The 14,723-nt window shown below is 61.0% G+C and carries 9 protein-coding genes; 3 read left to right on the top strand and 6 right to left on the bottom strand.

The annotated features are described in order from the left end of the window. Positions 1–69: 69 nt before the first annotated feature. On the bottom strand, positions 70–4,431 hold the full coding sequence (locus F8237_RS08055) for an RHS repeat protein (protein ID WP_151643517.1): 4,362 nt from the start codon (positions 4,429–4,431) through the stop codon (positions 70–72). Positions 4,432–4,782: 351 nt separating this feature from the next. On the opposite strand from F8237_RS08055, the gene F8237_RS08050 reads away from it, so the two are divergent. After that, positions 4,783–5,997 carry a glycosyl hydrolase 53 family protein gene (locus tag F8237_RS08050; RefSeq protein WP_244626093.1) on the top strand — a complete coding sequence of 405 codons (1,215 nt, stop codon included), beginning with the start codon at positions 4,783–4,785 and terminating at the stop codon, positions 5,995–5,997. A 159-nt stretch (positions 5,998–6,156) separates the two neighbouring features. Continuing rightward, positions 6,157–7,380, top strand: a complete 1,224-nt coding sequence (locus tag F8237_RS08045; RefSeq protein ID WP_151643515.1) for a glycosyltransferase family 4 protein — start codon at positions 6,157–6,159, stop codon at positions 7,378–7,380. Between the two features lie 2 nt (positions 7,381–7,382). Here the strand turns inward: F8237_RS08045 and F8237_RS08040 are convergent, their stop codons facing one another. The 5 genes from F8237_RS08040 to F8237_RS08020 all read right to left on the bottom strand — a co-directional run bounded on the left by F8237_RS08040 (position 7,383) and on the right by F8237_RS08020 (position 13,971). After that, the gene (locus F8237_RS08040; RefSeq protein WP_151643513.1) at positions 7,383–8,774 is read right to left on the bottom strand and encodes a hypothetical protein; all 1,392 of its coding nucleotides are present in this window, start codon (positions 8,772–8,774) and stop codon (positions 7,383–7,385) included. A gap of 71 nt (positions 8,775–8,845) precedes the next feature. Further along, positions 8,846–10,057, bottom strand: coding sequence for a glycosyltransferase family 4 protein (locus F8237_RS08035; RefSeq protein ID WP_151643511.1), 1,212 nt, complete (start codon positions 10,055–10,057; stop codon positions 8,846–8,848). Between the two features lie 58 nt (positions 10,058–10,115). After that, positions 10,116–11,312, bottom strand: coding sequence for a glycosyltransferase family 4 protein (locus F8237_RS08030; RefSeq protein WP_162005931.1), 1,197 nt, complete (start codon positions 11,310–11,312; stop codon positions 10,116–10,118). Between the two features lie 33 nt (positions 11,313–11,345). Further along, on the bottom strand, positions 11,346–12,686 hold the full coding sequence (locus F8237_RS08025; RefSeq protein WP_162005930.1) for a glycoside hydrolase 5 family protein: 1,341 nt from the start codon (positions 12,684–12,686) through the stop codon (positions 11,346–11,348). Positions 12,687–12,801: 115 nt separating this feature from the next. Next, positions 12,802–13,971 carry a polysaccharide biosynthesis/export family protein gene (locus tag F8237_RS08020; RefSeq protein WP_244626092.1) on the bottom strand — a complete coding sequence of 390 codons (1,170 nt, stop codon included), beginning with the start codon at positions 13,969–13,971 and terminating at the stop codon, positions 12,802–12,804. A 598-nt stretch (positions 13,972–14,569) separates the two neighbouring features. Between F8237_RS08020 and F8237_RS36245 the strand changes: the two genes are divergently transcribed. Continuing rightward, positions 14,570–14,713 carry a hypothetical protein gene (locus F8237_RS36245; protein WP_167527463.1) on the top strand — a complete coding sequence of 48 codons (144 nt, stop codon included), beginning with the start codon at positions 14,570–14,572 and terminating at the stop codon, positions 14,711–14,713. The last annotated feature ends 10 nt before the right edge of the window (positions 14,714–14,723 follow it).

Here is a 14,723-nt window from a genome sequence, read left to right as displayed (position 1 = left end):
CCTGTTGTCCGAAAGACTGCGCCGGCAGGCGAACCTGCCGGCGCAGTTTCTGTGCCAGACGTCTGTGTGTCAAACGAACAGGAAGTTGCCGTGATCGAGCGTCGCTGAATTCACGTTCTTCAGCAGGATGGAATCCGCTGACGTGAGCTGGATCAGCGTGTCCGAGCCTGACTGAGAAATCTGCAGGTGGCTGTAGTCGGCCACCAGTGATTTGAGGATTTCGATCGTGTCGTGGTTGGACGCTGTTCCGGCATGGAAGCTCTTGATCTGGTCGTTGCCGCCGCCGAACATGATGGTCGTAGTGCCCGGCGCCGCGGAGAAGACGTCGTTGCCGCCACCGCCGTTCAGCGTCAGTCCGGTGCTGACCGCGGTGACGCTGTGGGTGCCGTCACTGTTGGCCACGTCGATCGCGAGCAGCGAGCCGCTGGAATTGTAGCTGTCGTGCTCGACAGCGCCCGGCAGACCGGAGATCTTGAACTTGAAGATATCGGAGCTGCCGTCGACGTTGTTGATGGTCTCCGTCGTCTTGACCCCGGCGCTGTCGTAGACATCCGTGATCTTGCTGCCGTCCGACTTGAGAATCTGAGTGTAGTCGAGGGTTCCGTCCGCATGGGAGCGTTCGAGCAGCGTCACCTTGTTCGAGGCGTCGAGGTGCTGATGCTCCGTCACATAGCTCTTGCCGGTGATGTTGTACGCGTAGTTGTCGTGGCTGCCATCGGCGTTGTTGATATACGCCTTGGTCTTGACGCCCGCCGTGTAGACAGTCGTCGAGTTCGATCCATCCTTGTTCAGAACGTAGTCGCTGGTCAGGCTGCCATTGCTGTCGAACAGCTCTGTCTCTTTGGTGCCATCGGCATTGACGACATAGATCGACGAGTTCAAGCCATTTACGTAATTCGTCGTCGTCACGTCGCCGCCGGCGGTCTTGATGATATGCTGGGTGACGGAGCCCGACGAATTGTACGTATCCGTCGTGGTTGATCCGTCGGTGGCGTTGAGGGTCTCGCTCGTCTTGTGGCCGGTGCTGTCGTAGAGGTCGGTCACCTTGCTGCCATCGCTGTTGATCACCTGCTTGTAGGCAAGCGTGTCGTCGGCGTGAAGCCGGGTCAAGGTCGTGAGCGTACCGGCGGCGGTGGTGTGCTGAATCTCGGTCGTGTAGCTTTGGCCGGTGATGTTGTAATAGGTGTTGTCGTGGCTGCCGTCGGCGTTGGTGACGTAGACCTTCATCTTGACGCCGGCCGTGTAGACCGTGTTGGAGGACGAGCCGTCCTTGTTCTGGATCAGATCGCTGGAGATCTTGCCGCTGGAATCGTACAGCTTGGTGTCCTTCGATCCGTCGGCATTGACCACGTAGACCGACGCGAGCAGCGCGCCGTTGTAGTTCGTCGTGGTGGTGGTGCCGGAACTCGCCTTGACGATCTCCTGCTTCAGCGCTCCGGACGACGCGTCGTAGGTGTCGGTCGTGGTCGCTGACGACGTCACGGTAACGACCGAGATCTTGTGACCCGTGGAGTCGTACTGGGTCGTGACCTTGCTGCCGTCGCTGTTCAGCACCTGGCTGGAGGCCATCGTGCCGTCGGCATGGGTGCGGCTGACCAGCAGCAGCTTTCCGCTGGGGTCGATGTGGTCGTGCTCGGTGGTGTAGGACTGGCCGGTGATGTTGTAGTAGGTGTTGTCGCGGCTGCCATCGGCGTTGGTGACGTAGACCTTCATCTTGACGCCGGCGGTATAGAGCGTGTTGGAGGACGAGCCGTCCTTGTTCTGGGCCAGGTCGTTCGCGATGACGCCGTTGGAGTCGTACAGCTTCGACTGCTTCGAACCGTCCGCATTCACCACGTAGACCGACACCAGCAGCGCACCGTTGTAGTTCGTCGTGGTGGTGTCGCCGGAGGTCGTCTGCACGACCGTCTGCTTCAGCGCGCCGGCGGTGGTGTAGAAATTCGTCGTGGTGGCCGTCGACGTGGCGGTCACAACCGAGATCTTGTGGCCCGTCGAGTCGTACTGGGTCGTGACCTTGCTGCCGTCGCTGTTGAGGACCTGGCTGTAGGCCATGGTGCCGTCGGCATGCGTGCGGCTCACCGACAGCAGCTTGTTGCTCGCATCGAGATGATCGTGCTCGGTGGTGTAGGACTGGCCGGTGATATTGTAGTAGTAATTGTCGTGGCTGCCGTCGGCGTTGGTGACATAGGCCTTGGTCTTGACGCCCGCGGTATAGACCGTGTTCGAGGACGAGCCGTCTTTGTTCTGGACGAAGTCGCTCGTGATGACGCCCTCGGAATCGTACAGCTTTGAGTCCTTGGAACCGTCGGCGTTGACCACGTAGACCGACGCGAGCAGAGAGCCGTTGTAGTTCGTCGTCGTCACGTTGCCGCTGGTGGTCTGCACGACCGTCTGCTTCAGCACGCCTGCGGTGGTGTAGAAGTTGGTCGTGGTGTCCGTCGAGGTGACGGTCACGACCGAGGTCTTGTGGCCCGTCGAGTCGTACAGGGTCGTGACCTTGCTGCCGTCGGCGTTGAGGATCTGGCTGTAGGCCATGGTGCCGTCGGCATGCGTGCGGCTCACCGACAGCAGTTTGTTGTTCGCATCGAGATGATCGTGCTCGCTGGTGTAGGATTGACCGGTGATGTTGTAGTAATAGTTGTCGTGGCTGCCGTCGGCGTTGGTGATGTAGGCCTTGGTCTTGACGCCAGCCGAATACAGCGTGTTCGAGGACGAGCCATCCTTGTTCTGGGCCATGTCCGCGATCAGGTTGCCGCTCGTATCGTAGGTCTTGGTATCCTTGTTGCCGTCAGCCGAAATGACGACGTCGCTGACGAGCTTGCCGCCGCTGTAGGCCAGGTTATCGGACGATCCGTCGCTGTTGACGGTGACCTTGCTGGTGATGACGCCGTTCGTGAAGTTGGACGTGCTGGTCGAGAGCAGCTTGGCAGTGGAGTCGTAGACCTTGGTCACGCTCCAGGCAGAGGTGGAGTTTGTGACGGAGAACTGATAGCCGCCCTGGATGGCCGCCAGCGCGTTCGAGTAGTGCGAGATCATGTAGCTCATGGTCGCTTCGGACGCGACCGGAAGGACATGGGTATCGGTGAGCGTGATCGTCTTGAGCGCGCTCGAGGTGTTCAGCTCGGACATCTGCGAGACGATGTCGGCGGCGGTTCCGCTGACATCGGTCACGGCCGGCGCCCCTGCACCTCCGCCCGCTGGAGCATCAATTTCGATGATCAGTGGATGGTCCGAGACCGGAATCACGATCTGGCTGACGTCGGTATAGGTAGCGATCGGCGACGTGCCCTTTAACGGGTCGTAAACGCTGATCAGATGGTGGACGCTGCCGAGATTCACTGTGACCGACGTCGTCGGATTCGAGATCTCGGTGTCGGTAGCGTCGTTCCAGATCTTGGGTTCAGCCCAGACCACCAGCTCGTAGGCGCCGTTGCTCTTGCCGAGCACCATGCTGTTCCCGCTCGCCGGCAGGCCGTCGAGCGCATAGTCCAGCGAGGCGGTCGGCGTGTGGCCTCCCTTGCCGTCGTCGGCCAGGATCGTCGTCAGATTGTGGATCGCGGTTGCCGCGAGCTTCGGGGTTCCGTCGCTGTTGAACAAGCCGTAGTGCGATTCAGGGTTGGACGGATCGTTGTCCGCCGAGGCGTCGAGCAACTGATAGAGATAGGTCGTGCTGACGCCGTCCTTGTAGGCATCGACCAGCGTGTTCAGGATCGACTTCGCCTGCACGTTCTCGTTGGCGCCAATATAAGGCGTGTCGCTCTTGGTGGTGTAGCCGGTCTCGGTGATCACGACCGGATCGGTGCCGGTGACCGACGTCGCATTGCCGAGCAGGGCCTGGAGAGCGGCGGCGGGGGTCAGGCTCGTGCTGACATAGGCGTGGGAGTTGGCGTAGTCGGTTGCGCCGGACAGGTCTCCGAGCTTTGCGTAGTCGGTAGAGTCGTTGTAGCCCAACGACAAGTTGTAGACCGAAATCTTGCTGAGCGTGGCATCGGCCTTGATGGCGTTGTAGTAGGCGACCTGGAACTGCGCCGCCGCCTCGACGGTCAGGGTTCCGCCGTAACTGAATGCGTAGACGTTGACCTCGTTCAGGCCCTCGAGCGCGATCACGCTGCCGGGATGGCTGGTCTCGAACGCCTTGACCGCATCCAGATAGGCCTGAAGCGCGGACGCGCCGCCGGCTGGAACATTCGACTGAACCACGAAGTCGAATGTGTAGCCGTCTTTCGCGAGACCATCGAGGATCGGTTGTGCCGACGGGCTCGAAGCGAGCCCGTCGCGCAGCTTCGTGACGCCGAGATATTTGAGATCGTCCTCCACGAGGGCGAGGTTGTTGTACCCGCCCCACGAATAGCCAGCGTGGGTATTGACGCCGATGGAACTGACAAAGGTGCTCGCCGACAGAATCGTCTGATCAGGTGATGCGGTAGTCATCGGTATTCCAAAGCCTTTTCTGGAGTGCGAGATTTAGTTGCCGCTTGTGTCTGTCGTATCGGCCAATCTCTCTTTTTCGAGTTGGGGAGATCAGTAAAAATCGAGGCACCCCGGAGAATTCTCGCCGAAGCGTCCTGCACGATGCCGACCCGTCAACGAATCTGCTTGGACTGATTGATCTCTGAATCACCACACTAATGTGCTGTCAGCGTGACGTCGGCATGGCGATGCAACGACGATGTTCGATCGATGTTGTGCCACTGCCTAATCGAAACGCATTTGCTTGCCGTGCAGGCAGCGTTGGTTCGATTGCGTTAAAGGCCATTAAGCCTATGGCCAGAGCAGATCGAATTGCTTAGAAGCGAACGACTGCCAGACACGGATCGAATTTCGAATGTGACATCTGTTCGGCGTGGAGCACGCGACCGGAGTCTTTCGAACTATTCCGAAGCAACGAGGAGTCGGCAACGGATGCGATGGAACCATCTCAGGCAGATCAGTGTGGTCCTTTTTGTCGCAGCGATGAGTGCGTCAACGTCGTTGCCTGCCAATGCGCTCGAATGGGGCGTGAGCAGTCCATCGGCGATGCGAAGAGATCCCGAGCCCGCCTTTCGCGTAATGAAGGAACGCGGCTTCACGCTGTTCAGGATCGGCGTCAATCTGTCGAAAGATAAGGAGCAGACAGAAGGTCCGATGCTGGAGAACGCCGTCCGGCTCGCGAAGATTTACGGAATAAAGCTTCAGGCGGTCTTCGGCTTTCCCTTCCGTTGGGGCGATCGCACCGATAGCGGACGGTATCCTGCCGGTGATCGGGAGGCTCTTTATCAGCAGGGATACAATCGGACCTATGAGTTCGTGCGGCAATTCAAGAACGATATCGACCAATGGGAATTGGAGAACGAGATCAACCTCGTTGCGCTCGACAAGAACGGCAAGCGCCTCTTTGGCAGCGGAATGACGGCCGCGGAATTCGAGATGCCGGCCATGGAGGACTGGGCGGCGGTCCTGCGCGGAGCGTCCGACGCGATCGACCGGATCAACCAGGAGAGCGGGCTGCATCTGAAAAAGATCCTGAACACGACGTCCACCATGTTCGGCTTTCTCGATTTCATGGAGCAACGCGGCGTTCGCTACGACCTGATCTCGTATCACTACTATGAGGTACTCGGGCAAAATCCCCACCAGGCCTGGAACGGCTGGAACCCGCGCTTCGATCTTTTCAAGAAGCTCGCGTCCTATCGCCGGCACGTCCTCTTCAACGAGGTCAATTGTGGCGAGATCTACAAGCCCGATTATGGCAACGCGCCCGGGGACCCTGCAACCGAGCGTTGTCTACAGAATTTGAACAACATGTTGACGGCGATCCGCGACCAGAAGGAGGTCGCGATCGACAGCGTCAGCATCTACGAGATCGTCGACGAACCCGGCAAGAAGCCTCCGGAAAACCGCTTCGGCCTGATGTACGACCTGAATCGTCCGAAAGTCGCGCTCTACCTCGTGTCGCGTTTCGCCGGGGGCAAGCTCACGCCGGCGGAAGCCGCCGAACTCCAGAAACGAGGCTTCTGAAGCCATTTCTGGTGCCGGGAGGGAGTGTCGCAGATCCGCAACGTCAGCATGTTACGCGCAGCAATGCTGTCGCGGGCAAACCGCTGGTGCGGCATGAAATTTGCCGCTAAGCACTGACGATTGGACGTGTCGTCGCTTGAACGGAGTAAGGCCATTCTCATGCAAGATCCCGCCCCGAATGTGATGTTTCTGGTTGAGGTCGTGAATTGCAATGACGGGATTGCATCCTATTGCGAGACCCTGGCTACGGGACTGCATGCTCGCGGCGTACAGATCCATCTGGTCTCCGGCGCCGTGCGCTCGGACGAGAAATCCGAATACAAGCGCCAGAAGCTGGCCGCGGCCGTCAAGGAATGGCACGTCGTTCCCGGGCTTCGCAAGCTGCCCTCGCTGTCGATCTTCATGCAGCTGGTGAAGGTGATCCGGAAGAACAACATCACCGTGATCAACGTCCATGGGCTCGGCATGCTGATGTGGGGCAGGCTGCTCTCGCTGCTTACCGGCGCGCGCTGCGTCGCGACCTATCATCCCTCGGTGCTCGGAAATATCGAGAAGGTGCAGAATGCGCCGCAGTCGACCTTCAGCGCAGCCCAGGTCCTGTTCTTCAACCTCTTCTTTCCGCACACCCTCATCCTGATGTCGGAGGAATCGCTTCGGCATCTCCGCCGCTACGTGCTGTTCGGCAAGAACCGGATCGCGAAGGTCTATGGCGGCGTCGATACGGTGCATTTCCGCCCGCCGTCCGATGTCGAGCGCCGCGATGCGCGCGCGAAATTCGGCGTCGCCGAGGGTGAGTTCATGTGCTTGCTGGCGGCTCGTCTTGCCTGGGTGAAGGGACACGACCTCCTCATCAAGGCGGCGCGCAAGATCCGCGACAGCGCCAGCCCGTCGCCGATCGACATCAAGTGCTATTTCGTCGGCAGCGGCGGTGCCGAGCGCGAGAAGGAAATCAAGTCGTTTGCCTTCGCCGGCGACAAAGACAACGAGACGTTCAAATTCCTCGGCTTCATGGGAGACGTCCGCGAAATCCTCTGGGCCGCAGACGTGTTCGCGCTGCCGAGCCGCTTCGAGGGATTCCCGCTCGGTGTGGCCGAAGCCATGGCGACCGGACTGGTGCCGGTCCGGACTCCGGCGGGAGGCGCCTCAGACCAGATCATCCAGGGGCAGACCGGCTTCATCGTGCCGTTCGAGGACGTTGATGCGCTCGTGGGAGCGCTCGAGAAAGTGGCCGATCCCGCGATGCGTGCCGTGCTGTCGCGCAAAGCCCTGGCGCGTGCCCAGCAATATTTCGGTGTCGGCCCCATGGTCGACGCGACCCTCAAGATCTACGGTTTGACCGGCGATGCCAGCGGCAATCCGCTCGCTCATCCGGTGAAGGCCTGATTCTAGCCGCGCGCCGAGGCCAGCAGATCGCCTCGCCACGTCACCAGGACGACGGCAAGGCCGGCAAAGGCGACCTTGCCCGCGAGCCAGAGCAGGGAATCGGACGGAGCTGCCGCGAGCATGGCGATCGCGGCGGCCGCAACGGTTGCTTCCACGATGAGCGGTGCCCGCGGTGCGGCCCGGAATCGGATCAGCGGGCCGCTGGCGAAGAGAATGATGAGTGCGGTAGCCAATGCCGCGCTCGCGATCTGTCCGGCGACCGATATGTGCAGCAGCGCTCCGATCGAGGATGCCGCCGACACGAGCAGCAACTGGCATGCCGCGACGACCACCAGCCGCGCGGCCGATTTGGTCAGATGCGGGACCACCGCAAGCGTGGCCTGAAGGTGAGTGTGGAGGAAGTAGAAGATCGCGGCGACCGGCGCTGCGTTGAGGAAATCGACCAGTAGATCGGCCGGGACGAACAGATGCGCCGCATCGGGGAGAAGGCCGATCAGTCCGCCCAGCATCACGATCGTCGCACACAGGATGAACTCGAGCATGCGGGCGGTCGCCCGGCGCACTTCGCCGTCGACATTGCGCTCGAACTGGACGACCACATTGGGATAGCAGACGGTGTGAATGGCGGCCACCAGAACGGAGAACGGGCGCTGTAAGAGGTCGATGGCCATCGAGAAGCCGGCCGCTCCCGTCGACGTCCGTCCGAGCGTTGCGATCACGATCAGGCGCAGCGTGACAGGTACGGAGAGATGAATGACCGAAGCGGCCGCGGCCATGATGCCGTATCGGCAGAAATGCCCCCAATCGGTCAGCATGGCATGTCGCGACGCGCGCTGGAACGAGGTGCGGTGCACGACCAGGCTCATGAGAAGCACCGCGCCATAGCCCGCGGCGATGCCGCACAGGGCTGCTACCGCCGTGCCATGGAGCAGAGCAGCTGCGACGGCGGCGGCCAGAAGCACGCTGGCGCGCAGGATCAGGAGGGCGGATGCGGTCCCCAGCCGATTGGATACCCGGACGATCATGAAATACAGGTCGGTGGCGCCTTGCAACACGGCCATCGCCAGCGCGAGGGCGACGACGCTGGTCTCGAGCGTGCCCAGCAGTCCCGCCACGCCGCCGACGAGCAACAGAACCAGCGCGCTGAGCAGTCCCGCCGTGAACAGCGAGAAGCGCAGACGCGCGGCCTCCGCCCCGGAAGCAGCGGCGAGGAAGCGTACGCCGGCCAGTTGCAGCCATTCGAACACGAAGACGCAAAACAGCTGGCTGGTCGCCAGCGCCAGCGAAAACGAGGTGTATTGGGCCGGCGAGAGGATATGGCTGACGGCAAAGATCAGGATGATTGCGGACGCACTCTGGTAGATGTAGCTGCCGAATGCGAGCAGGCTGATCATGTCTGACGACGCGTGAGAGAGGGCATGGCGGGATGATTGAGGGGCGTCGGCGACATCTGCGTCGGCCTCCGCTATGTGCGAGGCATGCCGCGGCCGCGCGTCAGCTGCTCGAAGACGTTGCGATAGCCGGCGACGACGTCGTCAAAGGCCCATTTGTTGATGCCGGACTTCAATCGTCCGCTCATCTCCACGACCTGCTGGGGCGCATCCAGAATCGCCGAAATACTCTTGGCGATCGAGGCGGGATCGGGAGACGTCAACCAGCCGGTCACGCCGGGCTCGATCGACTCCTGGATGCCACCGAAGGGCGTGCCGAGCAGGGGCTTGCAGGCCGCCTGCGCGTCGGCGACGACGAGGGGGCTTGGATCTTCCCAGATCGAGGGTACAACCACGACGTTCACCTGTTCGTAAAACTGCTTCGGTTGCACGAAGCCAAGAAATTCGATCCGTGCATTCGGGGCGAGTTCCTTGATGTGCATGCGCTCGCTCTCGGACGCATGGCCCGCGATCACGAGCCGGATCCGGTCAGGCGGAATCGTCGCAATGGCGCGAACCAGATTGTAGATGCCTTTCTCTTCGGTCAGTCGCCCGATGAATCCGAACGTGACGGTGCCGTTGGTCATCGCCGTCGGTTCGCTGCCGACGTCGGCCGTCGAAGCGTTTCGAATGACGATCTTCAGCGGCGTCTGCGTGAAGAGGCCGAGCTGGGTGTGGATGTCGAGGATGCGCTGGCTGACGCCGACGACGGCGTCCAGGTGCCGCGTCGCCCCGCGACGGCGAAAGGTCAGGAGCTGGCAGCTCATGCAGCTCGCCTCGCAGGCATGTCCGTCCGAAAACCGCGAGCAGCGGGGGCAGGTGAGGTAATAGTCGTGAAGCGTGTGCAGGACGGGAATGCCCAGTTCTGCCGCGGTTCGCCACACGGCCGTCGTCAGTCCGGAGAGATTGTTCGAGTGCAGGATGTCCGGCTTGAAGGCCTTGATCCTGTTGGCAACGAGCTCCGACATCGTTTGCCAGTCCTCGATCGCGTGCCAGATGCCGCGCACGGGCGCGCTGTGCTGCTTGGCGAAAGGGAAGTAGATGTTGTGCACGGGGGCCGAATACACGTCGACGCCGTTGCAGGTCTCCATCTGCTGGTTCGATGCGGACGCAGCACGTATCACTTCCACGCTGTCGCTCTGCCCGACCAGGGTCTCGGCGAGGCGGCGGACGAACGTTTCCGCGCCCCCGACCACCTTCGGAGCCAGCGGTGTGGGATAGAGGGATGACGTGATAAGAATTTTCATCGAAAAGGTCTGTCCAGCTATCCTGCCAAATGGCTTTTGCTGATATCTCCGTTTCGGCCTATTGCCGGTTGGTTCTATTGTTATTCAAATAGACGTCCAAATATTGTCCTGTCACGGAATCCGCTGAAAACCTCTCGGCAAATCCCGGCTGCGGAGGCCGGGCGATTTTCCAGTGTGATCTCTCCTCTATCGCCTTCAGCATCAATTCTCCCAGTCGCTTGTGATCGTTGGGTTCGTAGGACCCAATCATGTTGGAAAACCCCGCGATCTCGGGAATCCCTCCCGCTGTCGAACAAATAGTCGCCCGGCCTGCGTTGATGCTTTCGATCAACGTTCGCGGCAGCGGCTCCGGCCAGACCGAACTCACCAGGCAGACGTCGATGCTGGCATAGAATTCGGCTGACTTGGCAAAGCCAAGCCATTCGACGTTCCCTCTGCTGCGGCTTTTTAGCCCCTGCACGTAGTCCTCGAGACCCTTTCCGGCAATTTTCAGTTGCCAGCCCTCGCCGGGAAGCTGTTCGGTGGCCTTTAGAACTACTTCTATACCTTTTTCGGCCTCGAGCCGGCCGATGAACCCGAATATCAGGTCATCCGAGCTCGAAGCTGGCGAGGGCGCCACCGAGCTTGGGTCCGCGATGTTGAAGATGACGCGGCTGTCGGTGCGGGGGAAATATTTCAGCTTGGTGTGCTGGTCGAGCACGAACTGGCTGTTCGACACCACGGCATCGACCATGCGTGAGGCCAGCAAATAGGGCGACGTCATGGCCACGCAGGCCGTGCAGCGCTGCGCGCACGTCGCATCCCCTCGGAATAGCGTCGAGCGTTTGCAGAGCAGGGAATAGTCGCGCAGCGTGTGCACGATCCTGATGTTGCGCCGCTTGGCCTCCGACCACAGCGAGACGGAAAATCCCGTGAGGTTGTTCGTGTGGACGACATCCGGCTTCTCGATGTCGAGAATTTCGGCGAAACGCGCCGCGGACTTGCGATTCCAGGTGTCCTTGAGATGCCATTTCAGGCGCTGGATCGAAGAGGGCTTCCTGTCGGTGCCGAACGGCCAGTAGTCGTTGTCCATCGGCACACGGTATACGCGCACGCCCTTGAGCTCGTCGATGGTGCGCTCCTGCTTGTTTTGAAGACATACCACCGACACCTGGTGGCCGCGCTGGGCGAGTGCCTGTGCGAGCAGCGACACAGACACCTCGGCGCCGCCAATGATTTCGGGCGGATAGAGCGAGTTAGCGATCAGTATCTTCAAGGATAGCCCCGGATTCAGCAGTGCGCCGCAGCGTCAGTTCGATGGCCGAATCTCGAAATCCGGCACGGCCGTGCCCTTGACGCTGACCAGCAGCGGCGTCGTCGATAGCGCCGTCCAGGCGCCAGCGGCAGGGCCTGACGCTTGCCGACATACATAGCTGATCTCGGCATTCGGTTCCGCATTTTTTAATCGCACCTCGAAGCGCTTCGAGGGAGTGTCCGACCAAAGCGCCAGTTTCGTTTCTGATCCGCTGTCGCTGCGGATCTGCACGACGCCAGGGGCTGGCGTGCTTCGCGTCGCCTTCAGGCTGGAGCGGATGAAGGCCCAGCTCTCGCGAATGGAACACACGGCGGGCTTCGGCGAATTGTCGAAATGATAAATGCCGAAATTGTCCTCGAGTTCGCCGGGCTTGGTTCCGCTGTCCTTCAGCTCGTAGAGCCATATCCCTTTGAGCCAGGGACCCGCGGTCGATGCCCAGAGGATGATCTGCGCCATGTTGTCGGCGGCGAGTTGCTCGCTGACGCCGCACTTCGCGCTCGGAGTCGGCCAGCCCGTTTCGGTCAGATAGATCGGATAGCCGGGATTGCCGGTCGCCTGCGCGACGCGCTGATGAAACGTCTCCAGCCGCTCGATCGCTTCCGTTGCGGTGCGTCCTGCGGGAGCAGAGCAATGGTTGTAGATGTGGATCGACATGCCGTCCGCGATGCCGAGAAGATCGGTCTTGAGCAGGGCGTCGGTAAACTTCCAGCCCGGATCGTCGCCGAGCGCACCAACCACGAAGGGCGCGGATGGTACCGCCTGCTTGACCGCGGGCTGCACCAGACGGGCGAGCGCAACGTAATTTTCGACGGTGAATTGTGGCTCCGCGCGTGCTCGGAGGTTGTACTCGTTCCACAATTCGAAGATGGGCTGGCGCAAGGCGACCGCCTGCGCGGCCGCCGCGGCATAGGTGACGAATCTCTGGCGCGCTTCGTCGGTCGTCGGTGGATCGGAGTTCGGAACGAGGTGATGGCCGGTCCCGAGAATGAGCAGCGGGATTCCGCCGCTTGTCCTGATCTGGGTCTCGAGGCGGCCGTTGAGGGCATTGAAGCCGAGCCGCTTGCCGGGCAGCTCGAAATCCGACCAGGGGAAGTCGTCGCGGAACGAGGTGACCCCGAGCTCCCTCATCTGCTTGATGGCCGTCGCAGGCACGTAGCCGCGGGCGCTGGTGATGCCGCCCAGGCCCTGATGAGTGCCGACGCCCAGCAGGAAGCGTTGATCGAGGGGCTTCGCATTCTGCGCGTTCGCAGGATACGAGAATGCGGCCGCGGCGCAGAGCCCGCAAATCAGCATCCGGAAACGACGCAGTGCGCGTTTCCTCTTTTGCTCAGTCACGCTCGTCTCAACTCCTGCTCGCGTCAAGCCGACGGGGCTACTCCTCTTCTGTGGCCCCAATGGGGTGACGCCGCCGCCTTGTTTGCGCGCTCGTCATTGAGCGCGCCGAGTTGGGCTATTTGGAGTTCACGATGATCGTGCTGATGTTGTCCGCATTGGTGGTTGCCGCATTCAGCGGGTTCATGAGCTTGATGAATTCGGTCGACGGCGATTCCGCCACCGAAATCACGTCGTGATCGCGCATCCTGAACGTATCCGCCTGGAACCAGCCATCGGGCTTGCTCATGTCGAACTTGTAGACGGCGGGGACCGTCTTCGTCGGGAACTGGGATACGGCGACTCCGATCTTCTCCAGCAGCGGCTTGGGCTCGAAACGGTAGACGTAGATCGACTTCGAGTCCGCGCGATTGCCGTCGAGCCCGCCTGCCTTCGCGATGGCTTCAGCCAGCGACATGTTGTCGTTCTCGAACGAGAACCGACGGTTGTTGGTGCCGCCGATCGATCCCGGCGACGGCGTCGAGCCGAACACCATGTAGACGCGCGGAATGCGGGTCAGGAAGACGACGTCACCCGGCGCGAGCAGCGCGTCCTCGTTGGGGTTGTGCACCACCGAGGACATCGTCTCGCTGTAGGTCCGGCCCTCGCGCTTGATCGTGATCGTGCTTTCGTAGGACGGGTATTTCGGTCCGCCGGCGCGCGCGATCGCGCCCATCAGACGAATTCCACCCGGGTCGACCGGGAAGCGGAGCGGCGAATTGACCTCGCCGAGCACGCTGATCTGGTTGCCGCGCTGTTCGGCCACGCTCACGACCGCCTGCGGGTCGATGGCGCGGTCCTTGAGGCGCTCGCGAATGATGTTCGACACGGCGCGCGGCGTCAGTCCCGCGACCTTGATTGATCCGGCGTACGGAATGTTGATGTTGCCGGACTGGTCGACCTGCTGCCGCGGAATGTCCACGAAGTTGCCGGGCCTGACGCCCGCTTCGCGTGGAATGAACAGGCCGCCTGCCTGCGCTTCGTACACGGTCACGGTGACGATGTCGCCGATGCCGATCGTGACGTCGCGGTAGTTGCCGCCCGGGAGGCGGGAGAACACCATTCCGGAGGAGTCCGTGAAAGCGTTGGTCGCCTGCAGGATCGCCGGATTGACCGGCATCAGGGCGTAGGCGAGCGGCGCGGTCGGCTCGGTGACGAGCGCAGCATTTGTTTGCGTGGAAACGGCATCCGGAGCGTCTAACGGAATGAAGCCTCCGCAACCCGCCAGGGAGATGCTGATCGCAGCCACCGCCAGGATTCGGCTAATCCCGAAATCAAAATTAAAACGTTCGGCGTTAGCCACCAGCATTCCCTCGTACTCATCTAAAATCTGAATCACCGTACCAATCATCGTGCTGCGGAGTCACTGCTACCTCTTCGACTTTATGGTAAAGCACTTATGGCTGTGACCTTATTGCAACTTGTGAACCGAGATACACGCGCAAATCGCTGTTTAATTCTTGTGCGGCACGTCCTCTTTAATAAGCAGTTCGCGAACTGGACATACACGTGTCAGATCGATGTCACGATTGGGGCCGCGTTTGAACTTGTGAGCGGTGTGCGGCGTTGAACCTGACATGCGACGGCATCGTCACGAGATGAGGTCGCCGTAAACTTCCAGTATCGGATTCGATTCCGGCCGACCCTGCGTTGTGTTTTCGTCATCCTGCGGCAGGCATGGCGCTCGAGCGGATGTTCTCGCCGGGGCATCGGACCAATTTTCTGCGACGGGATTTCGCCTCCATTAACGCTTAGATTTGGAAGCTGGCGTCGCGCTGGTGTCCGTAAGGTCTTCCTAATCCTGATCCGGCTAGTGGTCGGTCAAGCAAAAAGGGAAGGCCAAGACGATGTTGCACACCGGATCACTGCTGTTCGCGGCCGGTTTTCTCGTCTGCGCGATGGTCGTCATGTTCGCGATCGCGTGGTCGTTCTCGGACAAGCGCGTCATCGACGCCGAATTCGCGCCAGACGAGGCTCGCCGGCTGGCCTGATCGGCCGGCC

This window comes from Bradyrhizobium betae, assembly GCF_008932115.1.
GTDB classification, from domain to species: domain Bacteria; phylum Pseudomonadota; class Alphaproteobacteria; order Rhizobiales; family Xanthobacteraceae; genus Bradyrhizobium; species Bradyrhizobium betae.
The sequence above is the reverse complement of the archived record's forward strand: the minus strand, read 5'-3'. Positions and strand labels throughout refer to the sequence as shown.